The following is a 26,380-nucleotide window of genomic DNA, read 5'->3' as shown; positions in this document are numbered from 1 at the left end:
ATGCGACGTATAGCCGTAATGGGCGCTGCCGGGCGCATGGGCAAGACGCTGGTCGAGGCGGTGCAGCAGCGCTCGCCGGCCTCCGGGCTGACGGCGGCGATTGTTCGCCCCGGCAGCACGCTGATCGGTGCGGACGCCGGTGAGCTGGCCTCGTTGGGTCGCATCGGCGTTTCGTTGTCGGGCAACCTGGAGCAGGTGGCTGACGAGTTTGATGTGCTGATCGACTTCACCTTGCCGGAAGTGATGCTGAAAAACCTGGCGTTCTGCCGCAAGGCGGGCAAGGCCATGGTCATCGGCACCACAGGCTTGAATGCCGAGCAGAAGCAGTTGCTGGTGGAGGCGGGCAAGGATATTCCGATCGTCTTCGCCGCCAACTTCAGCGTCGGCGTGAACCTGTCGCTCAAGTTGCTGGACCTGGCCGCGCGCGTGTTGGGTGATGAGGCGGATATCGAGATCATCGAGACCCACCATCGCCACAAGATCGATGCGCCGTCGGGTACTGCGTTGCGCATGGGCGAGGCGATTGCCGATGCCCTGGGGCGCGACCTGTCCAAAGTCGCTGTTTACGGGCGTGAAGGCCATACCGGTGCGCGTGCCCGTGACACCATAGGCTTTGCCACTGTGCGCGGTGGTGATGTGGTCGGTGATCACACCGTGCTGTTTGCCAGCGAAGGCGAACGCCTGGAGATCACGCACAAGGCCTCCAGCCGCATGACATTTGCCAAGGGTGCGGTGCGTGCGGCGCTCTGGCTGGAAGGTCGTGAGCCTGCTCTGTACGACATGCGCGACGTGCTGGATCTGCACTAATCAGTAGCTAAAACCGGGCCTCAAGCTTATGCTGAGGCCCCGTTTTTACCCGCTAAGCGACGTCCTGTCGCATTCCCCTGCCTTTAAGGCTCATTAGCGGTGGACCAAAAAAGCCTTTTTCTGTAAGCTACAGCTTTAGTGTGTCCACTAAAAGCGCGCAGAATAATTCAGTGAAGAAGCGGGGTGACGTGTCCATACGTCACTCCGCTTTTTTACAACCTGCGATCGCCCTTTCAGGCTTTATTTACGGGAGGTCTTCTTGACTAAGCCAGCCATACTCGCCCTTGCTGATGGCAGCATTTTTCGCGGCGAAGCCATTGGAGCCGACGGTCAAACCGTTGGAGAGGTAGTGTTTAACACTGCCATGACCGGCTATCAGGAAATCCTTACCGATCCTTCCTACGCCCAGCAGATCGTTACCCTGACCTATCCGCACATCGGCAACACCGGTACTACACCGGAAGACGTCGAGTCTGATCGTGTCTGGTCGGCCGGTCTGGTGATTCGTGACCTGCCCCTGGTTGCGAGCAACTGGCGTAACACGATGTCGCTGTCCGATTACCTGAAAGCCAACAACGTTGTGGCGATCGCCGGTATCGATACGCGCCGCCTTACACGCATCCTGCGTGAAAAAGGCTCGCAGAACGGCTGCATCATGGTCGGTGACACTATCTCCGAAGAGGCGGCGATCGCCGCTGCGCAAGGTTTCCCAGGCCTGAAAGGCATGGACCTGGCAAAAGTTGTCAGCGTCAAAGAGAAGTACGAGTGGCGCTCCACTGTCTGGGACTTGAAGACCGACAGTCACGCGACCATCGACGCCAGCGAGCTGCCCTACCATGTTGTGGCCTACGACTATGGCGTGAAGTACAACATCCTGCGCATGCTGGTTGAGCGCGGCTGCCGCGTGACCGTGGTGCCGGCGCAAACCCCTGCGAGCGACGTGCTGGCCCTGCAACCGGACGGCGTGTTCCTGTCCAACGGCCCGGGCGACCCTGAGCCATGCGACTACGCCATCCAAGCCATCAAGGACGTGCTGGAAACCGAGATTCCGGTATTCGGCATCTGCCTCGGTCACCAACTGCTGGCCCTGGCCTCCGGCGCCAAGACCCTGAAAATGGGCCACGGCCATCACGGTGCCAACCACCCGGTACAAGACCTTGACACCGGCGTTGTGATGATCACCAGCCAGAACCACGGTTTTGCGGTGGATGAAGCCACCCTGCCGAGCAACGTTCGCGCGATTCACAAGTCGCTGTTCGACGGCTCCTTGCAAGGCATCGAGCGCACCGACAAGAGCGCGTTCAGCTTCCAGGGCCACCCTGAAGCCAGCCCTGGCCCGAACGACGTGGCGCCGCTGTTCGACCGTTTCATCAATGAGATGGCCAAGCGACGCTGACTGAGTGGCCTGCGGGCGGCCCCGAACCTCGGTGGCCCCCGCAGGCTCTTCAACGATTGTTCAAGACGGCTTGCCGACTGACCTGCGGATTTGAGTGACAAACCCATGCCAAAACGTACAGACATAAAAAGCATCCTGATTCTCGGCGCTGGCCCGATCGTGATCGGCCAGGCCTGCGAATTCGACTACTCCGGCGCCCAGGCCTGTAAAGCCCTGCGCGAAGAGGGTTACCGCGTCATCCTGGTGAACTCCAACCCGGCCACCATCATGACCGACCCGGACATGGCCGACGCCACCTACATCGAACCGATCAAGTGGCAGACCGTTGCCAAGATCATTGAAAAGGAGCGTCCGGACGCGTTGCTGCCGACCATGGGTGGCCAGACCGCACTGAACTGCGCCCTGGACCTGGAGCGCGAAGGCGTTCTGGAGAAGTTCGGCGTAGAGATGATCGGCGCCAATGCCGACACCATCGACAAGGCTGAAGACCGTTCGCGTTTCGACAAGGCCATGAAGTCCATCGGCCTTGACTGCCCGCGCTCCGGCATTGCCCACAGCATGGAAGAGGCCAATGCGGTACTCGAAAAGCTGGGCTTCCCGTGCATTATCCGTCCGTCCTTCACCATGGGCGGCACCGGTGGCGGCATCGCTTACAACCGTGAAGAGTTCGAAGAAATCTGCGCCCGTGGCCTGGACCTGTCGCCGACCAAAGAGCTGTTGATCGACGAATCCCTGATCGGCTGGAAAGAGTACGAGATGGAGGTTGTCCGCGACAAAAAGGACAACTGCATCATCGTCTGCTCCATCGAAAACTTCGACCCGATGGGCGTGCACACCGGTGACTCGATCACCGTTGCTCCGGCGCAGACCCTGACGGACAAGGAATACCAGATCATGCGTAACGCCTCCTTGGCGGTACTGCGTGAGATCGGCGTTGAAACCGGTGGTTCCAACGTTCAGTTCGGCATCTGCCCGGACACTGGCCGTATGGTCGTCATCGAGATGAACCCGCGTGTATCGCGTTCCTCGGCCCTGGCATCGAAAGCGACCGGTTTCCCGATTGCGCGCATCGCTGCCAAGCTGGCGATCGGTTACACCTTGGACGAGCTGCAAAACGAAATCACGGGCGGCGCCACGCCGGCGTCTTTCGAGCCGTCCATCGACTACGTTGTGACCAAGCTGCCGCGCTTTGCCTTCGAGAAATTCGCCAAGGCCGATGCACGCCTGACCACTCAGATGAAGTCGGTTGGCGAAGTCATGGCCATCGGCCGGACCTTCCAGGAATCCCTGCAGAAAGCTCTGCGCGGCCTGGAAGTAGGTGTTTGCGGCCTGGACGAGAAGCTCGACCTGAGCAACCCGGAAAGCATGAGCGTGCTCAAGCGCGAGCTGACCGTGCCGGGCGCCGAGCGTATCTGGTACGTGGCTGACGCGTTCCGCGCCGGCATGACCGTTGAAGATATCTTCGGCATGAACATGATCGATCCGTGGTTCCTGGTGCAGATCGAAGATCTGATCAAGGAAGAAGAGAAGGTCAAGACCCTGGGCTTGTCCGCTATCGACCGCGACCTGATGTTCCGCCTCAAGCGCAAAGGTTTCTCTGACCAGCGCCTGGCCAAGCTGCTGGGTGTGACCGAGAAGAACCTGCGCACCCATCGCCACAAGCTGGATATCTTCCCGGTCTACAAGCGCGTTGACACCTGCGCCGCCGAGTTCGCCACCGACACCGCCTACCTGTACTCCACCTACGAGGAAGAGTGCGAAGCTGCGCCGTCGGGCCGCGACAAGATCATCATCCTGGGCGGCGGTCCGAACCGTATCGGCCAGGGCATCGAGTTCGACTACTGCTGCGTACACGCCGCCCTCGCGCTGCGCGAAGACGGGTACGAGACCATCATGGTCAACTGCAACCCGGAAACTGTTTCCACTGACTACGACACGTCCGACCGCCTGTACTTCGAGCCGGTAACCCTGGAAGACGTGCTGGAAATCTGCCGCGTCGAGAAGCCAAAAGGCGTAATCGTGCAGTACGGCGGCCAAACCCCGCTGAAACTGGCGCGTGCCCTGGAAGCGGCCGGCGTGCCGATCATCGGCACCAGCCCTGACGCCATCGACCGTGCTGAAGACCGTGAGCGTTTCCAGCAAATGGTTGAACGCCTGAACCTGCGTCAGCCGCCAAACGCCACCGTACGCAGCGAAGACGAAGCCATCCGCGCAGCCAGCAAGATCGGCTACCCGCTGGTGGTGCGTCCGTCCTACGTATTGGGCGGCCGGGCGATGGAAATCGTCTACGAAGAAGAAGAACTCAAGCGCTACCTGCGTGATGCGGTGAAAGTGTCGAACGACAGCCCGGTGCTGCTGGACCACTTCCTCAACTGCGCCATCGAAATGGACGTGGATGCGGTGTGCGACGGCACTGACGTCGTCATCGGCGCGATCATGCAGCACATCGAACAGGCTGGCGTTCACTCCGGTGACTCCGCTTGCTCGCTGCCGCCGTACTCGCTGCCGGCGCACATCCAGGACGAGATGCGTGAGCAGGTCAAGAAAATGGCCTTGGAACTGGGCGTGGTGGGCCTGATGAACGTTCAGTTGGCGCTGCAAGGCGAAGACATCTACGTCATCGAAGTGAACCCACGTGCTTCGCGTACCGTGCCATTTGTTTCCAAGTGCATCGGTGTGTCCCTGGCCATGATCGCTGCCCGCGTGATGGCGGGTAAGACCCTGAAGGAAATCGGCTTCACCAAAGAAATCATTCCGAACTTCTACAGCGTGAAAGAGGCGGTGTTCCCCTTCGCCAAATTCCCTGGCGTGGACCCGATCCTGGGCCCGGAGATGAAGTCCACTGGTGAAGTGATGGGCGTGGGCGATACCTTCGGTGAAGCGTTCGCCAAGGCCCAGATGGGCGCCAGCGAAGTGCTGCCGACCGGCGGTACTGCGTTTATCAGCGTGCGTGATGATGACAAACCACTGGTTGCAGGCGTGGCCCGTGATCTGATCAACTTGGGCTTTGAAGTCGTGGCGACTGCCGGGACGGCCAAGCTGATCGAGGCTGCCGGCCTGAAAGTACGTCGCGTGAACAAGGTGACGGAAGGCCGTCCGCACGTGGTCGACATGATCAAGAATGACGAAGTCACCCTGATCATCAACACCACCGAAGGTCGCCAGTCGATCGCGGACTCCTATTCCATTCGTCGTAATGCCTTGCAGCACAAGATCTACTGCACCACCACCATTGCTGCTGGCGAAGCCATCTGCGAAGCGCTCAAGTTCGGTCCGGAAAAGACCGTGCGTCGCTTGCAGGATCTACACGCAGGATTGAAGGCATGACCAAATACCCAATGACCGTCCAGGGCGCCAAAGCCCTGGAAGAAGAACACGCCCATTTGACCAAGGTCGTCCGTCCGAAGCTGAGCCAGGACATCGGTACGGCCCGCGAGCTGGGTGACTTGAAGGAAAACGCCGAATACCACGCTGCTCGTGAGCAGCAAGGTATGGTCGAGGCGCGGATCCGTGATATCGAGGGTCGCATGCAGAATGCGGTCATCATCGATGTCACGACCATCCCAAAGACTGGCAAAGTGATTTTCGGCACTACCGTGGAAATCGCCAACGTCGAGACCGACGAGCGCGTGGTTTACCACATCGTCGGTGAAGACGAAGCCGACTTCAAACTCGGCAAAATCTCCGTCGGTTCGCCACTGGCCCGCGCCTTGATTGCCAAGGAAGAGGGTGACGTGGTGGCTGTGAAAACGCCCGGTGGTGTAATCGAGTACGAGATAGTTGAAGTTCGTCACATCTGAAAGACGGCGCCCGCTTCGTGCGGGCGCCATGCTTTGGCAGCTTGCCCAGATGCTGTGGGTGGGCGGCCTGTGGTTGTTGCACATCGGTGTGCTGCCGGTGTTGGGCCTGATTGGCCTGGCGCCGCTGCTGATTGATGAGCTCAACGGAATGCTGAGTGCGCTGCTGGTGGGTTTTGCAGCGGCGTGCGTGACGCTCCAGGCATTGGTGCTGGTCAAGGCCGAGGGTTTGGGGAGTTTGTGGCGGGATATTCGCGGCCAACTGCTGTTGATGGCGCTGTATGCGTGCGCAATGTTCTGCGTGGTGCATGTGTGGCTGCCGGAAGCGTTGCGCTGGCAGCTATTCAGCTATCTTGTGCTAGGGTTCTCCGGCCTGGTGCTGGTTATACAGCCGGCACCGGGATGGAGCGGCAGGGCGCGCGAAGCACGCCCGTGACCCTTGTATTACTTGAAGCGGTGTACGTTCGACAGCTGCTTGTTGACGCTGAAGTTCTTGCGATACAGCAGTGCCATCTTGCCGATGACCTGTACCAGGTCCGCTTTGCCGACCTTGCACAGTTCTGCAATGGCGGCCAAACGCGCTTCGCGGTCAAGGATGTTGACCTTGATCTTGATCAGTTCGTGATCGCCCAATGCGCGTTCCAGTTCGGCTAACACACCTTCAGTCAAACCGTTGTCTGCCACAATCAGAACTGGTTTCAGATGGTGGCCAATGGATTTGTACTGTTTCTTCTGCTCTTGAGTGAGCGGCATAATCTGACCCCTGCGTCTGATCTTGTAAAAAGCGGCGGCCAGTTTACCCGAGCGAGTCCGGGACCGCCCAGTTAATCACGACCCGTTTTATTTTCGAGGTGGCCCGTGGCCCGTTCCAAAACCAGCCTTAAGTGGCTACAAGAACATTTCAACGATCCTTACGTCAAAAAGGCGCAAAAGGACGGCTACCGTTCCCGGGCCAGCTACAAGCTGCTGGAGATCCAGGACAAGGACAAATTGATTCGTCCAGGCATGAGCGTTATTGACCTTGGCGCAGCCCCTGGTGGCTGGTCCCAAGTGACCAGTCGTCTGATTGGTGGGCAAGGTCGATTGATCGCATCCGACATCCTTGAGATGGACAGCATCCCGGATGTGACCTTTGTACACGGCGACTTCACCCAGGACACGGTGTTGGCCGAGATCCTCGAGGCTGTGGGAAATTCGCAGGTAGACCTTGTGATTTCCGACATGGCCCCCAATATGAGTGGATTACCGGCCGTTGATATGCCGCGAGCCATGTTCCTGTGCGAGTTGGCACTGGATCTGGCGGGTCGGGTTTTGCGTCCGGGCGGTGATTTCCTGGTGAAAGTCTTCCAGGGCGAAGGTTTTGACGAGTACCACAAGAACATCCGCAAGCTGTTCGACAAGGTACAGACGCGCAAACCTGACTCTTCGCGAGACCGGTCACGCGAGCAATACCTGCTGTGCCGCGGCTTCCGTGGTGTTGAAGGGGCTGAGAGCGAAGAGCGTTTTTGAGGAATTCGAGGAGGGCGATAGGTTTTTTTATATCGCTTTCGTCACGAAGCTTTACGAATATTGTGTAGTCAAAGTTTCACAAAGGGTTACAGACGGCGCCTGCCAGAGTTGTAGGTAATGTAGTAAGTTAGGCCGGTGAATATCATGCGAAGCGCGCGCCACTAGCGGAGCTTGCTTCAGAGGGTAGTTAATTGAACGATATGGCAAAGAATCTGATCCTGTGGTTGATCATCGCGGCTGTCCTGGTGACGGTGATGAACAACTTCTCCAGCCCTAACGAGCCGCAGACCCTCAACTATTCCGACTTCATCCAGCAAGTTAAGGATGGCAAGGTCGAGCGCGTAGCGGTTGATGGCTACGTGATCACCGGCAAGCGCAACGATGGCGACAGCTTCAAGACCATTCGTCCGGCAATCCAGGACAACGGTCTGATCGGCGACTTGGTGGATAACCACGTAGTGGTTGAAGGCAAACAGCCTGAGCAGCAGAGCATCTGGACTCAGCTGTTGGTAGCGAGCTTCCCGATCCTGGTGATTATCGCCGTGTTCATGTTCTTCATGCGCCAGATGCAAGGTGGTGCGGGAGGCAAGGGCGGGCCGATGAGTTTCGGCAAGAGCAAGGCGCGTCTGCTTTCCGAAGATCAGGTGAAAACCACCCTGGCTGACGTCGCAGGTTGTGATGAAGCCAAGGAAGAAGTCGGCGAACTGGTTGAGTTCCTGCGTGATCCGGGCAAGTTCCAGCGCCTGGGCGGCCGCATTCCTCGCGGCGTGCTGATGGTCGGTCCTCCGGGTACCGGTAAAACCCTGCTGGCCAAGGCAATTGCCGGTGAAGCCAAGGTGCCGTTCTTCACCATTTCCGGTTCTGACTTCGTCGAAATGTTCGTCGGTGTCGGTGCCAGCCGTGTTCGCGATATGTTCGAGCAGGCCAAGAAGCACGCACCGTGCATCATCTTCATCGACGAAATCGATGCTGTGGGTCGTCATCGTGGCGCCGGCATGGGTGGCGGTCATGATGAGCGCGAGCAGACCCTCAACCAATTGCTGGTTGAGATGGACGGCTTCGAAATGAATGACGGCATCATCGTCATCGCCGCGACTAACCGTCCGGACGTACTCGACCCAGCGTTGCTGCGTCCAGGCCGTTTCGACCGTCAGGTCGTGGTCGGTCTGCCGGATATTCGCGGTCGCGAACAGATCCTGAAAGTACACATGCGCAAAGTGCCAATGGGCGACGACGTGGCTCCGGCCGTGATTGCCCGTGGTACGCCAGGCTTCTCCGGTGCCGACCTGGCCAACCTGGTCAACGAGGCTTCGTTGTTCGCTGCCCGTACCGGCAAGCGCATTGTTGAAATGAAAGAGTTCGAACTGGCCAAAGACAAGATCATGATGGGCGCCGAGCGCAAATCCATGGTCATGTCCGAGAAAGAGAAGCAAAACACCGCTTATCACGAAGCCGGTCACGCCATTGTTGGTCGCGTTGTGCCTGAGCATGACCCGGTCTACAAAGTGTCGATCATTCCTCGTGGGCGTGCGCTGGGTGTGACCATGTTCCTGCCGGAAGAGGATCGTTACAGCCTCTCCAAGCGGGCGCTGATCAGCCAGATCTGTTCTCTGTATGGCGGCCGGATTGCTGAAGAGATGACGCTTGGCTTCGATGGTGTGACCACCGGTGCTTCCAACGACATCATGCGTGCCAGCCAGATCGCACGGAACATGGTGACCAAGTGGGGCTTGTCGGAAAAACTCGGTCCTTTGATGTATGCCGAGGAAGAAGGCGAAGTGTTCCTGGGTCGTGGTGGTGGCGGTCAAGCTGCCAGCTTCTCGGGTGAGACGGCCAAGCTGATCGACTCCGAGGTGCGCAGCATCATTGACCAGTGCTACGGCACGGCCAAGCAGATCCTGACGGATAACCGCGACAAGCTGGATGCAATGGCTGATGCGTTGATGAAGTACGAAACCATTGATGCCGATCAGATCGACGACATCATGGCGGGTCGCGCACCGCGTGAGCCTCGTGATTGGGAAGGTGGTTCGGGCACTTCGGGCACCCCGCCTGTGGTGCAGAACGAGCGCCCTGAAGCCCCGATCGGCGGCCCCGCAGCTGACCACTAAGGTTTGAAATGACTTCTGTGCTGTCCTCCACCCGGTTGCCTTGCGGCAACCGGGTTCTTGATTTGGCCCATACGCATGTCATGGGCATTCTTAATGTAACCCCCGATTCTTTTTCTGACGGCGGCCGCTTCAGCCAGCAGGATGCCGCGTTGCGTCATGCCGAAGCGATGGTGGCGGCCGGCGCGACATTGATTGATGTCGGTGGTGAGTCAACTCGGCCGGGCGCTCGCGTGGTTTCCCCCTTGGAGGAGCTTGAGCGGGTTGCGCCAATTGTCGAGCGAATTGCCCGTGAGCTGGACGTGATCATTTCGGTGGACACCTCGACTCCCGCCGTAATGCGCGAGACGGCGCGCCTCGGTGCGGGGCTGATCAATGATGTGCGCTCCCTTCAGCGTGATGGCGCCCTGGATGCGGCGGCGGCTACCGGGCTGCCGGTGTGCCTTATGCATATGCTGGGCGAGCCCGGCAATATGCAGGACAACCCGCATTACAATGATCTCGTGGGTGAGGTGAGTGGGTTTCTTGCGCAAAGAATGGCTGAGTGCACCAAGGTGGGTATCGCCGCCGAAAAGATTATCCTGGATCCCGGGTTTGGCTTCGCCAAGACCTTGCAACACAACTTGAGCCTGTTCAAGCATATGGAGGCCTTGCACGCACTTGGTCGACCCCTGTTGGTCGGCGTGTCGCGCAAGAGCATGATAGGGCTGGCCCTGAATCGCCCGGTGGGTGAGCGGTTGTACGGTGGCCTGGCGTTGGCGGCACTTGCCGTGACCAAGGGCGCGCGTATTTTGCGGGTGCATGACGTCGCCGAGACGGTTGATGTGGTGCGCATGCTGGCCGCGGTAGAATCAGCCGAATAAGAATGATGGAGCACTTATGACTAAAAAATATTTTGGCACCGACGGTATTCGTGGCCGGGTCGGCGAATTCCCGATTACTCCTGATTTCATGCTCAAGCTGGGTTGGGCGGCCGGTATGGCGTTCCGCAGCATGGGCGCTTGCCGCATCCTGGTGGGCAAAGACACCCGCATCTCGGGTTACATGTTCGAATCTGCGCTGGAGGCGGGGCTGTCTGCCGCAGGTGCCGATGTCATGCTGCTGGGGCCCATGCCGACACCGGCAATCGCTTACCTGACGCGTACCTTCCACGCTGAAGCCGGTATCGTGATCAGTGCCTCGCACAATCCCCATGATGACAACGGCATCAAGTTCTTCTCGGGCCAGGGCACCAAGCTGCCGGACGAGATCGAACTGATGATCGAAGAGTTGCTGGATGCGCCGATGACCGTGGTTGAGTCCAGCAAGCTGGGCAAGGTCTCGCGTATCAATGACGCCTCGGGCCGTTACATCGAGTTCTGCAAGAGCAGTGTGCCGACCAGCACCAATTTTGCCGGCCTCAAAATTGTTGTCGACTGTGCTCACGGTGCAACCTACAAAGTGGCTCCCAGCGTATTCAAGGAGCTGGGCGCCGATGTGATGGTGCTGTCGGCCCAGCCAAATGGTTTGAACATCAACGATAACTGCGGCTCCACGCATATGGAGCAGCTGCAGGCTGCTGTTCTGGCTGAGCACGCTGACCTCGGTATTGCCTTCGATGGCGACGGTGACCGCGTATTGATGGTGGATCACACCGGCGCAGTGGTGGATGGCGATGAGCTGTTGTTCATCATTGCCCGCGACCTGCATGAGCGTGACAAGCTGCAAGGCGGTGTGGTTGGCACGCTGATGAGCAACCTCGGGCTTGAGTTGGCCTTGGCCGAGCTGGGGGTTCCGTTTGTACGCGCCAACGTCGGTGACCGCTATGTCATCGCCGAGCTGCTGGAGCGTAACTGGCTGGTGGGCGGAGAGAACTCGGGGCATGTGGTTTGCTTCCAGCACACCACCACGGGCGATGCCATTATTGCTGCGCTGCAGGTACTGCTGTCGTTGCGTCGTCGCAAAGAGAGTCTGGCTCAAGCGCGCCAAGCGCTGCGCAAATGCCCGCAGGTTCTGCTGAATGTGCGCTTTGCCGGTGGCGAAAACCCTATCGAGCACCCTGCTGTCAAAGACGCCTGTGAGCGTGTGACCCTCGCAATGGCGGGGCGTGGCCGCGTGTTGTTGCGCAAGTCCGGCACAGAGCCGTTGGTGCGTGTCATGGTCGAAGGCGAGGACGAAACGCAGGTTCGCGGCCACGCCGAAGACCTGGCAAAACTGGTAACTGAAATTTGCGCCTGAATTCGGCTTGCCAGTGATGATGTGGTTGGGTAACATCTGCGCCCACTTTGACCGACGAGGTACAGCATGCGTCGCACTATGGTAGCTGGTAACTGGAAGATGCACGGTACCCGCGCCAGTGTCGCTGAGCTGATCAATGGCCTTCGTCACTTGGCCTTGCCTGGCGGTGTTGATGTTGCGGTTTTCCCGCCTTGCTTGCATATCAACCAAGTGGTTGATGGCTTGAAAGGTAAGTCGATTCAGGTCGGCGCGCAGAACTCTGCGGTGGAACCCATGCAAGGTGCGTTGACCGGTGAGATTTCACCGAGTCAGCTGGTTGATGCGGGTTGTTCCTATGTGCTTGTCGGGCACTCCGAGCGCCGTCAGATGATGGGCGAGCGTGATGGGACACTCAATCGCAAGTTCGCAGCGGCACAGGCTTGTGGCTTGATTCCAGTGTTGTGCATAGGGGAGACCCTGGAGCAGCGTGAATCGGGCAAGACTCTTGAAGTTGTCTCGCGTCAGCTGGGCAGCATCATCGAGGAGCTGGGTGTTGGTGCGTTTGCAAAAGCAGTAATCGCTTACGAGCCGGTCTGGGCCATCGGCACCGGGCTGACTGCAACGCCGCAACAGGCGCAGGATGTGCATGCAGCCATTCGCGCGCAGTTAGCGGCAGAGAATTCTGAAGTCGCACAAGGTGTGCGGCTTCTATACGGCGGCAGCGTGAAGGCGGCCAATGCGGTCGAACTGTTCGGCATGCCGGATATCGATGGGGGGCTCATTGGTGGAGCTTCCCTGAATGCAGATGAGTTCGGTGCGATTTGTCGCGCCGCGGGAAACTGAAAAAATGCTGGAAACAGTCGTAGTCGTTTTTCATCTGTTGGCTGCCCTGGGCGTAGTTGCCTTGGTTTTGTTGCAACAGGGTAAAGGTGCGGATGCTGGTGCGTCTTTCGGTGCAGGTGCTTCAAATACTGTGTTCGGAAGCCAAGGTTCCTCTACCTTTCTTAGTAAGTTTACTGCTATACTTGCCGCCGGTTTCTTCATAACCAGCTTGGGGTTAGGTTACTTTGCTAAAGAGAAAGCTCATGTGCTGACTCAAGTAGGTCTCCCAAACCCAGCAGTGTTGGAAGTACCAAAAGCAAAACCGGCTTCTGATGATGTCCCGGTGCTTCAAGAGCAAAAGTCGGCTACTCCAGCGACTGACGTACCTCCAGCTCAAGAGCAAAAGTAAGAAGGGTTGTAAACGCTGTATTGCCGAGGTGGTGGAATTGGTAGACACGCAACCTTGAGGTGGTTGTGCCCATAGGGTGTAGGGGTTCGAGTCCCCTTCTCGGTACCAATTATCAGGAGAGCCCGCTGTTGCGGGCTTTCTTGTAGGTGGAAGGTTACATTGACCCTGTAAGGGATCGGTCGTATACTTCCGCCCCAGCTTTGTCGCGGGGTGGAGCAGTCTGGTAGCTCGTCGGGCTCATAACCCGAAGGTCGTCGGTTCAAATCCGGCCCCCGCAACCAGTTTTAGCGGAGCCCCTTTTAAGGGGCTTTTTGTTAGCTGGACACTTTCAACGCCGCTGTTCGACGGCGTTTCAAGGATGGGCGTTTCGCCCATTTTTTTATTTTGCACAGCATGCACATACATGCACGAGGGGGTTCAGGTGTCGAGCAAGCTAGAAGAGTTGCAGGCCTTGCTGGCCCCGGTGGTCGTGGCCCTAGGCTATGAATGCTGGGGTATTGAGTTTTCGGCTCAAGGTCGCCACTCAATGTTGCGCGTTTATATCGATAAAGAGGGCGGCGTGCTGGTGGACGATTGTGCCATTGTCAGCCGTCAGATCAGCGGTGTCCTGGATGTTGAAGATCCAATCGCCGTTGAATACACCCTCGAAGTTTCCTCGCCAGGCATGGAACGCCCACTGTTCACTATTGATCAGTTTGCAAAATTTGCCGGTGAACAAGTGAAGATCAAGCTGCGCTCTCCCTTTGAAGGGCGACGCAACTTTCAGGGCCTTCTGCGCGGTGTAGAAGAACAGGATGTCGTGGTGCAGGTAGAAGACCATGAATTCCTGTTGCCGATCGATATGATCGACAAGGCCAACATTATTCCCAGTTTTGACTGAGACGCGGATCCCGCGGATCCAATGGCTTGCGAAAGGCGAGGCGTACGATGAGCAAAGAAGTACTGCTGGTTGTTGAGTCGGTATCCAATGAAAAGGGCGTACCGGCAAACGTGATTTTTGAAGCGCTGGAGCTGGCCCTGGCCACTGCTACCAAAAAGCGTTTTGAAGACGAAGTTGATCTGCGTGTGGAAATCAACCGCCACACCGGTGCCTATGAGACTTTCCGTCGCTGGACGGTCGTCGAAGAAGCCGATCTTGATGATCCGGCCATCGAAACCTGGCCGAGCAAGGTTGCGCAAACGCATCCGGGCGCCCAGGTCGGTGATGTCGTCGAAGAAAAGATCGAGTCGATCGAGTTCGGCCGTATTGCTGCACAGACCGCCAAGCAGGTCATCGTGCAGAAGGTTCGCGAAGCTGAGCGCGCTCAAGTCGTTGACGCTTATCGCGAACGCCTGGGTGAGATCATCTCCGGCACCGTGAAAAAAGTGACCCGCGACAACGTGATCGTCGACCTGGGCAACAACGCCGAAGCGTTGCTGGCCCGCGAAGACATCATCTCTCGCGAAACCTTCCGTGTCGGCGTGCGTCTGCGTGCGCTGCTCAAGGAAATCCGCACCGAGAACCGCGGCCCTCAGTTGATCCTGTCGCGTACCGCGCCGGAAATGCTGATCGAGCTGTTCCGCATCGAAGTGCCGGAAATTGCCGAAGGTCTGATCGAAGTCATGGCTGCGTCCCGCGATCCGGGTTCGCGCGCCAAGATCGCGGTCCGCTCCAAGGACAAGCGCATCGACCCGCAAGGTGCTTGCATTGGTATGCGCGGTTCGCGCGTCCAGGCAGTGTCGGGCGAGTTGGGCGGTGAGCGTGTGGACATCGTCCTGTGGGACGATAACCCGGCGCAGTTCGTGATCAACGCCATGTCGCCGGCTGAAGTGGCGGCAATTATCGTTGACGAAGATGCCCATGCAATGGACATCGCCGTTGGCGCAGACAATCTGGCTCAGGCCATTGGTCGTGGTGGTCAGAACGTGCGTCTGGCCAGCCAACTGACCGGCTGGACCCTGAACGTGATGACCGAATCGGACATCCAGGCTAAGCAGCAAGCTGAAACCGGTGACATCCTGCGCAACTTCATCGAAGAGTTGGAAGTCGATGAAGACCTGGCACAGGTACTGGTTGATGAAGGCTTCACCAGCCTGGAAGAGATTGCCTACGTACCGTTGGAAGAAATGCTCAACATCGACGGCTTTGACGAAGACACCGTCAACGAGCTTCGCGCTCGGGCCAAGGATCGCTTGTTGACTAAAGCCATCGCTACTGAGGAAAAGCTGGCAGACGCCCATCCGGCCGAAGACCTGCTCTCGCTTGAGGGTATGGACAAGGATTTGGCGATGGAACTGGCGGTGCGCGGCGTAATTACCCGCGAAGACCTGGCCGAGCAGTCTATTGACGATCTGCTCGACATCGACGGCATTGACGATGATCGTGCCGGCAAGTTGATCATGGCCGCCCGAGCCCATTGGTTCGAGTAACTAGGCGCGGCCTGAGGAGAGAAGTGCATGACGCAAGTCACGGTGAAACAACTGGCCGATGAGGTCAAAACACCGGTAGAGCGCCTGTTGCAGCAGATGCGTGAGGCAGGTCTGCCGCACACCGCCGCCGACGAAGGTGTGAGCGATAGTGAGAAGCAGTCTTTGCTGACTCACTTGAAGAGCAGCCACAAGGCGAAAGTGGAAGAACCGCGCAAGATTACATTGCAGCGCAAAACCACCAGCACCCTGCGTGTTGCTGGTAGCAAGAGCATCAGCGTTGAAGTACGCAAGAAGAAAGTCTTCGTACAGCGCAGCCCGGAAGAAATCGAAGCCGAGCGCAAACGCGAGCTGGAAGAGCGTCGCGCAGTAGAAAATGCTGCTCGTCAGAAGGCTGAAGAAGAAGCCAAGCGTCGCGCCGAAGAAGAAGCGCGTCGCCAGCCTGCAGCTGCGCAAACTGCTACTACTGAAGCAGTCGCCGCGCCTAGTGCGCCTGTTGAAGCTGTGCGTGAGGCCGCTCCGGTTGCCGCCGCACCTGCTCCTGCAGCTGACGCTCGCAAGCGCGACGAACCTCGTCGTCCGGACAAGCCACGTGCCGACGATAACAATCGTCGCGGTGGTGGTGGCGACGGCGAGCGTAAAAACGCTCCGCATCGCGCCTCGGTCAAAGAGAAAGCGCCTGCACCACGCGTTGCCCCACGTACTACCGACGAAGAAAGCGATGGCTTCCGTCGTGGTGGTCGCGGCAAGGCCAAGCTGAAAAAACGCAACGCCCACGGTTTCCAGAGCCCAACCGGCCCTGTCGTGCGTGAAGTGAAGATCGGCGAGACCATCACTGTTGGCGATCTCGCCCAGCAGATGTCGGTCAAGGCAGCTGAAATCATCAAGTTCATGTTCAAGCTGGGCACTCCAGCCACCATCAACCAGGTACTGGACCAGGAAACTGCCCAGTTGGTTGCTGAAGAGCTGGGCCACAAAGTGACCCTGGTCAGCGACACCGCCCTGGAAGATTCCCTGGCCGAGTCCCTGAAGTTTGAAGGTGAGGCTGTTTCCCGTGCACCGGTTGTGACCGTAATGGGCCACGTTGACCACGGTAAAACTTCCCTGCTCGACTACATCCGTCGTGCCAAGGTTGCTGCAGGCGAAGCCGGCGGCATTACCCAGCACATCGGCGCGTACCACGTTGAAACCGAGCGTGGCATGGTGACTTTCCTCGACACCCCTGGTCACGCTGCGTTTACCGCAATGCGTGCCCGTGGTGCCAAGGCCACCGACATCGTGATCCTGGTCGTTGCAGCTGACGACGGCGTGATGCCGCAAACCATCGAAGCTGTTCAGCACGCGAAAGCGGCTGGCGTACCGCTGGTGGTTGCAGTGAACAAAATCGACAAGCCGGGCGCCGATCTCGATCGCATCCGTAGCGAACTGTCGGTTCACGGCGTGACTTCTGAAGAGTGGGGTGGCGAGACGCCATTCGTGTCGGTATCCGCGAAAATGGGTACTGGCGTTGACGAACTGCTCGAAGCCGTTCTGTTGCAAGCCGAAGTACTCGAGTTGACCGCTACCCCATCGGCTCCTGGCCGTGGTGTTGTGGTTGAATCGCGCCTCGACAAGGGCCGTGGCCCGGTTGCGACCGTTCTGGTTCAAGACGGTACCCTGCGCCAAGGCGACATGGTGCTGGTCGGTTCGAACTACGGCCGTGTACGTGCCATGCTCGACGAGAACGGCAAGCCAATCAAGGAAGCCGGCCCGGCTATCCCGGTCGAGATCCTCGGCCTGGACGGTACCCCGGACGCTGGCGACGAGATGAGCGTAGTGGCCGACGAGAAGAAAGCCCGTGAAGTGGCTCTGTTCCGTCAAGGCAAGTTCCGCGAAGTCAAGCTGGCCCGTGCTCACGCCGGCAAGCTGGAAAACATCTTCGAGAACATGGGCCAGGAAGAGAAGAAGACGCTTAACATCGTCCTCAAATCTGACGTTCGTGGTTCCCTCGAAGCGTTGAACGGCGCCTTGAATGGCCTGGGTAACGACGAAGTGCAAGTGCGCGTTGTCGGTGGCGGTGTCGGTGGTATCACCGAATCCGACGCCAACCTGGCACTGGCTTCCAACGCTGTACTGTTCGGCTTCAACGTGCGTGCCGATGCTGGCGCTCGCAAGATCGTCGAGCAGGAAGGCCTGGACATGCGTTACTACAACGTCATCTACGACATCATCGAAGACGTCAAGAAAGCCCTTACCGGCATGCTTGGCAGCGATGTCCGGGAGAACATCCTGGGTGTTGCCGAGGTGCGTGACGTGTTCCGCTCGCCGAAATTCGGTGCGATCGCCGGTTGCATGGTTATCGAAGGTACTGTGTACCGTAACCGTCCGATCCGTGTACTGCGTGAAGACATCGTTATCTTCGAAGGCGAGCTGGAATCCCTGCGCCGCTTCAAGGATGACGCTTCCGAAGTACGTGCCGGCATGGAATGCGGTATCGGCGTCAAGAGCTACAACGACGTCAAGGCTGGCGACAAGATCGAAGTCTACGAGAAGGTCCAGGTTGCTCGCAGCCTCTAACTCGCGCACTTCCGGAGCCACGTCGCGTGTGGGCATGCAAATGCCCCGCGCAGCGTACGGACTCTAAACGCAACGCCCGGTCTGGCTTTTGTCAGGCCGGGCGTTTGCCGCTTTCAGACCCCACGGGTTTCACCGTGTGGCAGTAACAGGTAACAAGACATGGCAAAAGAATACAGCCGTACCCAACGTATCGGCGATCAGATGCAGCGTGAGCTGGCCCAACTGATCCGTCGTGAAGTCAAAGACCCGCGCGTTGGCCTGGTCACCATCACCGCCGTTGAAGTGAGCCGTGACGTGGGTCACGCCAAGATCTTCATCACCGTGATGGGGCAGGACAACAGCGAAGAAATCGCGCAAAGCATCAAGGTGCTCAATTCGGCTGCTGGCTTCCTGCGCATGCAGTTGGCCCGTGAAATGAAGCTGCGCAGTGTTCCCCAGTTGCACTTCCACTACGACGAAAGCGTCGTGCGTGGTGCGCACCTGTCGGCATTGATCGAGCGCGCAGTGGCTGAAGACAGCCAGCACCCGTCCACACCTGAAGACGCCAAGGAGTAAGCGGTGGCTCAGGTCAAACGTATCCGTCGCAACGTCAGCGGCATCATTCTGCTCGACAAGCCCATTGGCTTTACCTCCAATGCCGCGCTGCAGAAGGTTCGCTGGCTGCTCAATGCCGAGAAGGCCGGGCACACCGGCAGCCTCGACCCATTGGCCACCGGCGTACTGCCGTTGTGCTTTGGCGAGGCCACCAAGTTCTCGCAATACCTGCTCGATTCCGACAAGGGTTATGAAACCCTCATGCAACTGGGCAAGACCACTACCACGGCCGATGCCGAAGGTGATGTTCTGCAGGTTCGCGACGTGACCGTTGGTCGTGCTGATATCGAGGCCGTTTTACCCGCTTTTCGTGGGCAAATCAGTCAGATACCGCCGATGTACTCGGCGCTCAAGCGTGATGGCCAGCCTCTTTACAAGCTGGCACGTGCGGGCGAAGTAGTGGAGCGTGAACCGCGTTCTGTTACTATTGCGCGGCTTGAATTGCTCGCCAGTGAAGGCGACACCGCACGACTGTCGGTGGACTGCAGCAAAGGCACCTATATTCGTACCCTGGTGGAAGATATCGGTGAGCAACTGGGCTGTGGTGCATACGTTGCAGAGTTGCGACGTACTCAAGCCGGACCTTTCACCCTGGCCCAGACGGTCACGCTGGAAGAGTTGGAAGCGGTACATGCCGAAGGCGGCAATGAAGCGGTTGATCGCTTCCTGATGCCATCGGACAGCGGTTTGCTGGATTGGCCATTGCTGCATTTCTCGGAGCACAGCGCGTTCTACTGGCTAAACGGCCAACCGGTACGTGCCCCGGATGCTCCGAAGTTCGGTATGGTGCGGGTACAGGATCATAACGGTCGCTTTATCGGTATCGGTGAAGTGAGCGAAGACGGGCGTATAGCGCCGCGTCGACTGATTCGGTCAGAATGACCGGACGAGTGTGGCTGTTAACAGGCACGGTCAACACTCATTTTTAGATACAGGGATTTGTCCCTGGCCTGTTGAAACTGCCCTTTGGGTGGTTTCCTGAAAAAAGGATTGCCTCATGGCTCTCGACGTTCAAGAAAAAGCACAAATCGTTGCTGACTATCAGCAAGCTGTTGGTGACACTGGTTCGCCAGAAGTGCAAGTTGCACTGCTGACCCACAACATCAACAAGCTGCAAGGTCACTTCAAGGCCAACGGTAAAGATCACCACTCCCGTCGTGGTCTGATCCGCATGGTAAACCAGCGCCGTAAGCTGCTGGACTACCTGAAAGGCAAGGATCTGGGTCGTTATCAGGCTCTGATCGGTCGCCTGGGTCTGCGTCGCTAATAAGCGATTGCGCTAGAGGTTGGTTGTCTGCCGTGTGTCAGTGGGATTCCCGCTGGCCCATGGCAGGCTCCCAGCCTCAAGTTTTATCTGGATACACGTTTTACCCTGGACGAGCGTCGGGCCGATTCCCGGCATTGCCCAAGAATTTCGCAAGAAGACAAGTTCCCCCAAGAGCCACAAAGAAGGTAGGACACCGTGAACCCGGTTATCAAAAAATTCCAGTTCGGTCAGTCGACCGTTACCCTCGAGACAGGCCGTATCGCCCGTCAAGCCTCCGGCGCAGTGCTGGTTACCGTTGACGACGACGTGACCGTATTGGTGACCGTTGTTGGCGCCAAGACCGCTGACCCGAGCAAAGGCTTCTTCCCTCTTTCCGTTCACTACCAGGAAAAGACTTACGCTGCCGGTAAGATCCCTGGCGGTTTCTTCAAGCGTGAAGGCCGTCCTTCCGAGAAAGAAACCCTGACTTCCCGACTGATCGACCGTCCGATCCGTCCGCTGTTCCCAGAAGGCTTCATGAACGAAGTGCAGGTTGTCTGCACCGTCGTTTCCACCAGCAAGAAGACCGATCCGGACATCGCTGCGATGATCGGTACCTCGGCTGCCCTGGCCATCTCCGGCATTCCTTTCGATGGCCCGATTGGCGCGGCGCGCGTTGCTTTCCACGAAAGCACCGGCTACCTGCTGAACCCGACTTACGAGCAACAGAAAGCGTCGAGCCTGGACATGGTCGTTGCCGGTACCTCTGAAGCCGTATTGATGGTTGAATCGGAAGCCAAAGAGCTGACCGAAGACCAGATGCTGGGCGCTGTACTGTTTGCTCACGACGAGTTCCAGTCCGTGATCAAAGCCGTTAAAGAACTGGCTGCCGAAGCTGCCAAGCCGACATGGGCCTGGGCTCCACAAGCTGAAGCGACTGAACTGCTGGGCGCTATCCGCTCCGAGTTCGGTGCTGCCATCTCCGACGCCTACACCATTACCGTCAAGGCCGACCGTTACGCGCGCCTGGGCGAGCTGAAGGATCAGGTTGTAGCCAAGCTGTCCGGTGAAGAAGGCCAGCCTTCTTCCAGCGAAGTCAAAGCTGCCTTCGGCGAAATCGAATACCGCACCGTTCGCGAAAACATCGTTAACGGCAAGCCACGTATCGACGGTCGCGACACTCGCACCGTGCGCCCACTGAACATCGAAGTCGGCGTTCTGCCGAAGACTCACGGTTCGGCGCTGTTCACCCGTGGCGAAACCCAGGCTCTGGTCGTTGCAACACTGGGTACTGCCCGTGACGCACAGCTGCTGGACACCCTGGAAGGCGAGAAAAAAGACCCGTTCATGCTGCACTACAACTTCCCTCCGTTCTCGGTAGGTGAGTGTGGTCGCATGGGTGGCGCTGGTCGTCGCGAAATCGGTCACGGCCGCCTGGCTCGTCGTTCGATCGCTGCGATGCTGCCTGCTGCCGACGTGTTCCCGTACACCATCCGTGTTGTGTCGGAAATCACTGAGTCCAACGGTTCCAGCTCCATGGCTTCCGTTTGCGGTGCTTCCCTGGCACTGATGGACGCTGGTGTACCGATGAAGGCACCGGTTGCCGGTATCGCCATGGGCCTGGTTAAAGAAGGCGAGAAGTTCGCCATCCTGACCGACATCCTGGGCGACGAAGACCACCTGGGCGACATGGACTTCAAAGTAGCCGGTACCGCTAAAGGTGTTACCGCGCTGCAGATGGACATCAAGATCAAGGGCATCACCGAAGAAATCATGGAAATCGCTCTGGGCCAAGCCCTGGAAGCGCGCCTGAACATCCTCGGTCAGATGAACCAGATCATTGGTCAGTCCCGCACCGAACTGTCGGAAAATGCTCCGACCATGATCGCGATGAAAATCGACACCGACAAAATCCGTGATGTTATCGGTAAAGGCGGCGCGACCATCCGTGCGATCTGTGAAGAAACCAAGGCTTCGATCGACATCGAAGACGACGGCTCGATCAAGATCTTCGGCGAAACCAAGGAAGCTGCTGAAGCTGCACGTCAGCGCGTTCTGGGCATCACCGCTGAAGCCGAGATCGGCAAGATCTACGTGGGTAAGGTTGAGCGCATCGTCGACTTCGGCGCATTCGTCAACATCCTGCCGGGCAAAGACGGTCTGGTACACATCTCCATGCTGAGCGACGCTCGTGTTGAGAAAGTGACCGACATTCTGAAAGAAGGCCAGGAAGTGGAAGTGCTGGTACTGGACGTGGACAACCGCGGCCGTATCAAGCTGTCCATCAAGGACGTAGCAGCAGCCAAGGCTTCGGGCGTTTAATTACCCGCTGGCTTTACGCTGAAAAAGAGGACTCTTCGGAGTCCTTTTTTTATGCCCGTAGGAAAGTACCGGGAAATCAGTTGCTTAGTAAATTCTAAAAGCCGCAACTTGCATGCAGGCACGGTCGACTTCATGCAAGATGCACGATTTCGAAAATTAGCTGTTTTTATAAGTCGTTGTTTATAAAGGAATTAATCTGATTCCGTGACTTGGCACACTGCCTGCAATAACCCTGTTAACGCTGCAGCATCAAGGTTTACACGCTGCAGACTTTTCATAAAACAGGAGTTACTCGTATGAAGAAGTTCGCTCTCGCTACCGCTACCGCTCTGACTCTGGCCATGGGTGCTAACGTAGCCTTTGCTCAGACTTCCCAAGCCCCTATGACGTTGGCGGCTGGTGAAGCCACCAAGGCTAAGGAAAGCGTTTCGGATACTTGGATCACCACCAAAGTTAAATCCGACCTGCTGACCGAGAAAGGCATTCCTGGTTCGGACATCAAGGTTGAAACCAACAAAGGCGTGGTTTCCCTGTCCTCCACAGTCGCTATCTCTGACTCCCAGAAAGCCACGGCTGTAGCGATCACCAAGAAAATCAAAGGTGTTACCGCTGTTTCCGCTGACGGCCTGATGGCTGGCGGTGCCACTAAGGCAGATAACATCGACAAAACCAAAGGCGCAGCAGCAGGTGCCAAAGAGTCCACTTCGGACACTTGGATCACCACCAAAGTAAAAGCTGACCTGGTTACCGAAAAAGGCATTCCTGGTACCGACATCAAAGTCGAAACCAACAAAGGTGTAGTGTCGCTGTCGTCGACTGCTGCCGTTACCCAGGCTCAGAAAGACACCGCAGTTGCGATCACCAAGAAAATCAAAGGCGTTAAAGCTGTATCGGCCGATGGCCTGAAAGCTGAGTAACGCTAAAAGAATCGTCTGAGCTAGACGGCGGCGGCTTAGGGTGAGTTAGATATCCACCCGATGCACCTCTAAAGTTCATGCGACCGACCACACGGATGTGGTCATTACAGGCCCCGGCACTTGTGTCGGGGCCTGTTCTATTCAGGGGGCGGAAAGATTCGCAGGACAAATGAAGATCAACTGTGGGAGCTGGCTTGCCTGCGATGCAAACACCTCGGTTGTTCAGTTAAACCTGGGTGATGCTATCGCAGGCAAGCCAGCTCCCACACAAGCCCGCTCCCACATTTAGATCTGTTTTAGCTGAATGTTACTCAGCATCCAGATGCATCGGCGTTACCACTCGACCATCCTTTTCCGCCTGCCCAAGGCTGGCATCAATGAAGTACACCCGGTCATCTTCCAGCTGGCCTTTGTCCACCAGGTAGTCCTTGATAGTGCTGGCACGGTCCTGCCCCAGTTGGCGCAGCAACACATCACTGGCGCCCCAGAACTTGATCAAGCCATCACGCAGCTTCGCAGTGCGATCATCGCTGCTCAGGTCTTTCCATTCGGCCGGTGGTTGTTGCTTGAGACGGGTGCGGTAAATGCCTTCGAGCAATGGCGGTTTTTCCTTCTCCGGCACGACCAGCAATGACGCCTGAGCTGGCACCTTGTCGCCGCGACGCTGGAGGATTTTGTAGTAGTTGTATTGGTATTCACGCTCCAGGCGATCCGCGGCGATGAACGGGCCATCGCTGCTGGCGGCTGCCGTGCCTTCGATTTCAAGGCGCAGGGTAGGGCGCTCTTTCAGTGCTTTGGCCAAGGTGTTCAGGGCACCCTCGGCATCTTTGTTCAGCTCGCTGGAGCCTGCGGCAAACGACACGTTACCCAGGTCTTCCGAGCCGCCACCGCTGACCAGCCCGCCGATAAACTTGAACGGCGCCGTGGCTGCGCGCACCACCAGGTTGCGCAGGGTCTGCCACACAATCGGCATGACGCTGAACTGCGGGTTATTCAAGTCGCCGGTTACTGGCAGTTCGATGGAAATCTTGCCGTCAGTGTCCTTTAGCAGCGCAATGGCCAGGCGAATCGGCAAATCGACGGCATCGGCACTGTCGACCTTCTCACCCAGCTGCAATTGCTCAACCACCACTTTGTTTTCAGCCTTCAACTGGCCTTTGGTGATCACGTAGTGCAAATCGAGGTTAAGCCGGCCCTTGCGAATGCGGAAGCCCGCGAACTTGCCGGAATACGGGGTCAACGTGGTCAGTTCGACGCGCTTGAAGCTGGTGGCGATATCCAGCGCCGCCATCGGGTCAAACGGGTTCACGCTGCCCTTGATCGTCACCGGCGCGTAGCGATCCACCTTGCCCTTGATGTCGACGCTGGCCGGTTTGGCCTGGCGACTGTCGATAGTGCCAATCTGCCCGTTGAGTTGCTGGATAGCCGTGGCGAAGTTGGGCGTGAGGCTGAAGTCGGCGAAGTTGGCCGAACCATCGTTGATCGCAATCTGCCCGATATGAATACCCAACGGTTTGTCTTTGCTCGCCGCCGGCTTGGCTGCCGACTTGGCGCCATTGTCGGCCGGTTGCGGGATCAGCAAGTCATCGATGTTGGTGGTGCGGTCATCGTTGATCATAAAGCGCGCATACGGCTGCAGCAGGTTGACCTTGTCGATCGACAGGCTGTCGCCGTGCTGGTAGTTCACGCCTTCGAGTACCAGGCGCTGCCACTTGAGAAAGTCGCGGGTCTTGAGGGTGTCCAGGGTGTGCAACTGGTCGACCTGAGCACGGCCGGTGACCTGCAGCGCCAATGGCTCGGTGCTTTTAAGGTTCACATCAAGGTTGCTGCCCAACATACCGCTGCGCAGTTCCAGGCGGATAAACGGGCTGATATAGGATTGCGCGACCCGCAGGTCGATGTCCTGGGTGCTCACTTTCAACCTGGCGCTGACCGGGTTGAGGTTGACCTCGCCGGTTGCGCTGATCTTGCCTTGCTTGCCCAGGCCGGAGTCGACCTTCAGGGTAAAGGGGCTGCGGTTGAGGCTGTCGAAGTTCTGCATATCGACATTCAGCGGGCCTAGCTCCAATGCAACTTCCGGTTTGGCAGCACGGTCCGCCAGGTGCACTTGATAGTTGCGCAGTTGCACGTCCTTGAGCAGCACTTGCCAGGGTTTGCTCGGTGCGGCAGCTGGGGCGTTTGGCGTATCGGCGGTTGCAGGCGCGCTGGCAGGCTTGAGTTCCTTGGCCGGTTTGCTCGGTTGGCTGGCAAACAGTTTCTGCCAGTCCAGTTGCCCATCGGCTTCGCGGGCGGCCCAGGTTTCCAGTTTGTTGCTGCGGATCTTGCCGACTACCACTTGCTGCTTGGCCAGGTCCACCGTGGTGTCGCTGACGTCCAGGCGCTCCAGGCGCACCAGTGGCCGGCCATCCGGCGCCTTGATCGCAAAGGGCGCGATGCTGGCGGCGGTGCTGGTCAGGTTCAGTTCGGTTTCTTTGGCCAGGCTGAATTTATAGTCGGTGCTGAAGTTCAGCACGCCGTCTTCAAGCACCAGCGGCAGGGCATCCCGCACGTACGGCCACCAGGCTTTCATCTTGCCATCGGTGACTTTCAAGGTGCCTTCTGAAGTGATCGGCACCAGGCTGAAATTGCCTTTCCAGTCGATCTGCCCGCCCTCAGGGCCGGCGGCCACCAGGGTCATGTCGGCGTTGTCTTCGGGCAAGGTGCTGAGGTTTTTCAGCTCGAAGTCGAGTTTGTCGTAGAGGAATTCGATCGGCTCGCTGGGGCGCAGGTCGCGAAAGTACACATAGCCGCCGGCCAGCTTGATGCTGTCGATGCGCAGCGGGAACGGCTTGGCATTCGGGTCGGCCGGGGTCGGCTCACTCGGCGGCAGTTTGAACAGCTGCGCCAGGTTCAACTGACCGGATTTGTCGAACAGCACTTCGGTCTTCGGTTGGTCCAGCTGCACATCTGCCAGGTGCAGAGCGCGCGTCCACAGGCTGTCGATCTGCAAGTTGGCGTACAGGCGCTCGAAACCGACTTGTTCCTTGCCCGGCTCGCCGAGTTTGAGGCCCCACAGCGTCAGTTCCAGGCTGAACGGGTTGAGCTCGATACGCTCGATGCGGGCCGGCACCGTGGCGTAATTGGCCAGTTGTTGGTTGGCAATGCGTAGGGCAATGCCCGGCAGAATCAGAAAACCCAGCAAGCTGTACAGAGCCAGGGCGGTCAACAAGGCGCCAGCGGCGCGGATCAATCCTTTGGGCATGAGTGACGCCATCTATGTAGAACGAGAGTGCCTTGGAGTATGGCACGGGTTTTC

At 58.0% G+C, this 26,380-nt stretch carries 21 protein-coding genes and 2 tRNA genes; 21 read left to right on the top strand and 2 right to left on the bottom strand.

Translation table 11 applies throughout. The features are described from left to right. The 5 genes from dapB (at position 1) to PSH96_RS24635 (ending at position 6,436) form a co-directional block, all read left to right on the top strand. Positions 1-807: a 4-hydroxy-tetrahydrodipicolinate reductase gene (gene dapB / locus PSH96_RS24655; protein WP_305455740.1), complete on the top strand. Its 807-nt coding sequence runs from the start codon at positions 1-3 to the stop codon at positions 805-807. 259 nt (positions 808-1,066) lie between these two features. Then, entirely contained in the window at positions 1,067-2,203 is a 1,137-nt protein-coding gene (gene carA / locus PSH96_RS24650) for a glutamine-hydrolyzing carbamoyl-phosphate synthase small subunit (RefSeq protein WP_305455738.1), read from the top strand. Positions 2,204-2,308: 105 nt separating this feature from the next. Next, on the top strand, positions 2,309-5,530 hold the full coding sequence (carB, locus tag PSH96_RS24645) for a carbamoyl-phosphate synthase large subunit (protein ID WP_305455736.1): 3,222 nt from the start codon (positions 2,309-2,311) through the stop codon (positions 5,528-5,530). Next, positions 5,527-6,003 (top strand): transcription elongation factor GreA, encoded by a 477-nt coding sequence (gene greA, locus PSH96_RS24640; RefSeq protein ID WP_056858277.1) that lies wholly within the window; start codon positions 5,527-5,529, stop codon positions 6,001-6,003. The genes carB and greA overlap by 4 nt, the downstream gene beginning before the upstream one ends. Positions 6,004-6,031: 28 nt before the next feature. Then, positions 6,032-6,436, top strand: a complete 405-nt coding sequence (locus tag PSH96_RS24635) for an MFS transporter (RefSeq protein WP_305455732.1) — start codon at positions 6,032-6,034, stop codon at positions 6,434-6,436. 8 nt (positions 6,437-6,444) lie between these two features. On the opposite strand, the gene PSH96_RS24630 is transcribed toward PSH96_RS24635, so the two are convergent. Continuing rightward, a complete protein-coding gene (locus PSH96_RS24630; RefSeq protein WP_017139256.1) occupies positions 6,445-6,753 on the bottom strand; it encodes a YhbY family RNA-binding protein in 309 nt (102 codons plus the stop codon). A 105-nt stretch (positions 6,754-6,858) separates the two neighbouring features. On the opposite strand from PSH96_RS24630, the gene rlmE reads away from it, so the two are divergent. The 16 genes from rlmE (at position 6,859) to PSH96_RS24550 (ending at position 23,085) form a co-directional block, all read left to right on the top strand. Then, on the top strand, positions 6,859-7,509 hold the full coding sequence (rlmE, locus tag PSH96_RS24625; protein ID WP_017139255.1) for a 23S rRNA (uridine(2552)-2'-O)-methyltransferase RlmE: 651 nt from the start codon (positions 6,859-6,861) through the stop codon (positions 7,507-7,509). A gap of 200 nt (positions 7,510-7,709) precedes the next feature. Then, a complete protein-coding gene (ftsH, locus tag PSH96_RS24620) occupies positions 7,710-9,620 on the top strand; it encodes an ATP-dependent zinc metalloprotease FtsH (protein WP_032865933.1) in 1,911 nt (636 codons plus the stop codon). 8 nt (positions 9,621-9,628) lie between these two features. Further along, positions 9,629-10,480 carry a dihydropteroate synthase gene (folP, locus tag PSH96_RS24615; RefSeq protein ID WP_305455729.1) on the top strand — a complete coding sequence of 284 codons (852 nt, stop codon included), beginning with the start codon at positions 9,629-9,631 and terminating at the stop codon, positions 10,478-10,480. Between the two features lie 16 nt (positions 10,481-10,496). Further along, positions 10,497-11,834: a phosphoglucosamine mutase gene (gene glmM / locus PSH96_RS24610; RefSeq protein WP_305455727.1), complete on the top strand. Its 1,338-nt coding sequence runs from the start codon at positions 10,497-10,499 to the stop codon at positions 11,832-11,834. A gap of 66 nt (positions 11,835-11,900) precedes the next feature. Next, positions 11,901-12,656: a triose-phosphate isomerase gene (tpiA, locus tag PSH96_RS24605; protein WP_043051841.1), complete on the top strand. Its 756-nt coding sequence runs from the start codon at positions 11,901-11,903 to the stop codon at positions 12,654-12,656. A gap of 4 nt (positions 12,657-12,660) precedes the next feature. Then, positions 12,661-13,044, top strand: coding sequence for a preprotein translocase subunit SecG (secG, locus tag PSH96_RS24600; RefSeq protein ID WP_010206600.1), 384 nt, complete (start codon positions 12,661-12,663; stop codon positions 13,042-13,044). A gap of 22 nt (positions 13,045-13,066) precedes the next feature. Continuing rightward, positions 13,067-13,152: transfer RNA gene (locus PSH96_RS24595), tRNA-Leu, on the top strand. Between the two features lie 96 nt (positions 13,153-13,248). Continuing rightward, a tRNA-Met gene (locus PSH96_RS24590) sits at positions 13,249-13,325 on the top strand. Between the two features lie 140 nt (positions 13,326-13,465). Continuing rightward, positions 13,466-13,924 carry a ribosome maturation factor RimP gene (rimP, locus tag PSH96_RS24585; protein ID WP_032865935.1) on the top strand — a complete coding sequence of 153 codons (459 nt, stop codon included), beginning with the start codon at positions 13,466-13,468 and terminating at the stop codon, positions 13,922-13,924. A gap of 47 nt (positions 13,925-13,971) precedes the next feature. Next, positions 13,972-15,453, top strand: a complete 1,482-nt coding sequence (gene nusA / locus PSH96_RS24580) for a transcription termination factor NusA (protein ID WP_043051766.1) — start codon at positions 13,972-13,974, stop codon at positions 15,451-15,453. A gap of 27 nt (positions 15,454-15,480) precedes the next feature. Further along, a complete protein-coding gene (gene infB, locus PSH96_RS24575; RefSeq protein ID WP_305455725.1) occupies positions 15,481-18,006 on the top strand; it encodes a translation initiation factor IF-2 in 2,526 nt (841 codons plus the stop codon). Positions 18,007-18,165: 159 nt separating this feature from the next. After that, positions 18,166-18,561 (top strand): 30S ribosome-binding factor RbfA, encoded by a 396-nt coding sequence (gene rbfA / locus PSH96_RS24570; protein ID WP_003176137.1) that lies wholly within the window; start codon positions 18,166-18,168, stop codon positions 18,559-18,561. Between the two features lie 3 nt (positions 18,562-18,564). Further along, positions 18,565-19,482 carry a tRNA pseudouridine(55) synthase TruB gene (truB, locus tag PSH96_RS24565; RefSeq protein WP_017139248.1) on the top strand — a complete coding sequence of 306 codons (918 nt, stop codon included), beginning with the start codon at positions 18,565-18,567 and terminating at the stop codon, positions 19,480-19,482. Between the two features lie 115 nt (positions 19,483-19,597). Continuing rightward, positions 19,598-19,867, top strand: coding sequence for a 30S ribosomal protein S15 (gene rpsO, locus PSH96_RS24560; protein WP_003176135.1), 270 nt, complete (start codon positions 19,598-19,600; stop codon positions 19,865-19,867). Between the two features lie 195 nt (positions 19,868-20,062). Next, positions 20,063-22,168 carry a polyribonucleotide nucleotidyltransferase gene (gene pnp / locus PSH96_RS24555; RefSeq protein ID WP_056858281.1) on the top strand — a complete coding sequence of 702 codons (2,106 nt, stop codon included), beginning with the start codon at positions 20,063-20,065 and terminating at the stop codon, positions 22,166-22,168. A 296-nt stretch (positions 22,169-22,464) separates the two neighbouring features. Next, the gene (locus PSH96_RS24550; RefSeq protein WP_056858282.1) at positions 22,465-23,085 is read left to right on the top strand and encodes a BON domain-containing protein; all 621 of its coding nucleotides are present in this window, start codon (positions 22,465-22,467) and stop codon (positions 23,083-23,085) included. A gap of 307 nt (positions 23,086-23,392) precedes the next feature. Here the strand turns inward: PSH96_RS24550 and PSH96_RS24545 are convergent, their stop codons facing one another. Then, positions 23,393-26,326 (bottom strand): DUF748 domain-containing protein, encoded by a 2,934-nt coding sequence (locus PSH96_RS24545; protein WP_305455721.1) that lies wholly within the window; start codon positions 26,324-26,326, stop codon positions 23,393-23,395. Positions 26,327-26,380: the final 54 nt, after the last annotated feature.

Origin of the sequence: Pseudomonas sp. FP2338 (assembly GCF_030687515.1) — a bacterium.
Taxonomy (GTDB): Bacteria; Pseudomonadota; Gammaproteobacteria; order Pseudomonadales; family Pseudomonadaceae; genus Aquipseudomonas; species Aquipseudomonas salomonii.
This window is presented reverse-complemented; position numbering and strand designations above follow the sequence as displayed.

Bases quoted from the DNA above. Each gene is read 5' to 3' on its own strand.
- carB (WP_305455736.1), top strand. From the start codon at position 2,309: ATGCCAAAACGTACAGACATAAAAAGCATCCTGATTCTCGGCGCTGGC.
- PSH96_RS24545 (WP_305455721.1), bottom strand. From the start codon at position 26,326: ATGCCCAAAGGATTGATCCGCGCCGCTGGCGCCTTGTTGACCGCCCTG.
- secG (WP_010206600.1), top strand. From the start codon at position 12,661: ATGCTGGAAACAGTCGTAGTCGTTTTTCATCTGTTGGCTGCCCTGGGC.
- ftsH (WP_032865933.1), top strand. From the start codon at position 7,710: ATGGCAAAGAATCTGATCCTGTGGTTGATCATCGCGGCTGTCCTGGTG.
- greA (WP_056858277.1), top strand. From the start codon at position 5,527: ATGACCAAATACCCAATGACCGTCCAGGGCGCCAAAGCCCTGGAAGAA.
- tpiA (WP_043051841.1), top strand. From the start codon at position 11,901: ATGCGTCGCACTATGGTAGCTGGTAACTGGAAGATGCACGGTACCCGC.
- PSH96_RS24550 (WP_056858282.1), top strand. From the start codon at position 22,465: ATGAAGAAGTTCGCTCTCGCTACCGCTACCGCTCTGACTCTGGCCATG.
- infB (WP_305455725.1), top strand. From the start codon at position 15,481: ATGACGCAAGTCACGGTGAAACAACTGGCCGATGAGGTCAAAACACCG.
- folP (WP_305455729.1), top strand. From the start codon at position 9,629: ATGACTTCTGTGCTGTCCTCCACCCGGTTGCCTTGCGGCAACCGGGTT.
- rbfA (WP_003176137.1), top strand. From the start codon at position 18,166: ATGGCAAAAGAATACAGCCGTACCCAACGTATCGGCGATCAGATGCAG.
- dapB (WP_305455740.1), top strand. From the start codon at position 1: ATGCGACGTATAGCCGTAATGGGCGCTGCCGGGCGCATGGGCAAGACG.
- glmM (WP_305455727.1), top strand. From the start codon at position 10,497: ATGACTAAAAAATATTTTGGCACCGACGGTATTCGTGGCCGGGTCGGC.
- PSH96_RS24630 (WP_017139256.1), bottom strand. From the start codon at position 6,753: ATGCCGCTCACTCAAGAGCAGAAGAAACAGTACAAATCCATTGGCCAC.
- rpsO (WP_003176135.1), top strand. From the start codon at position 19,598: ATGGCTCTCGACGTTCAAGAAAAAGCACAAATCGTTGCTGACTATCAG.
- PSH96_RS24635 (WP_305455732.1), top strand. From the start codon at position 6,032: ATGCTTTGGCAGCTTGCCCAGATGCTGTGGGTGGGCGGCCTGTGGTTG.
- nusA (WP_043051766.1), top strand. From the start codon at position 13,972: ATGAGCAAAGAAGTACTGCTGGTTGTTGAGTCGGTATCCAATGAAAAG.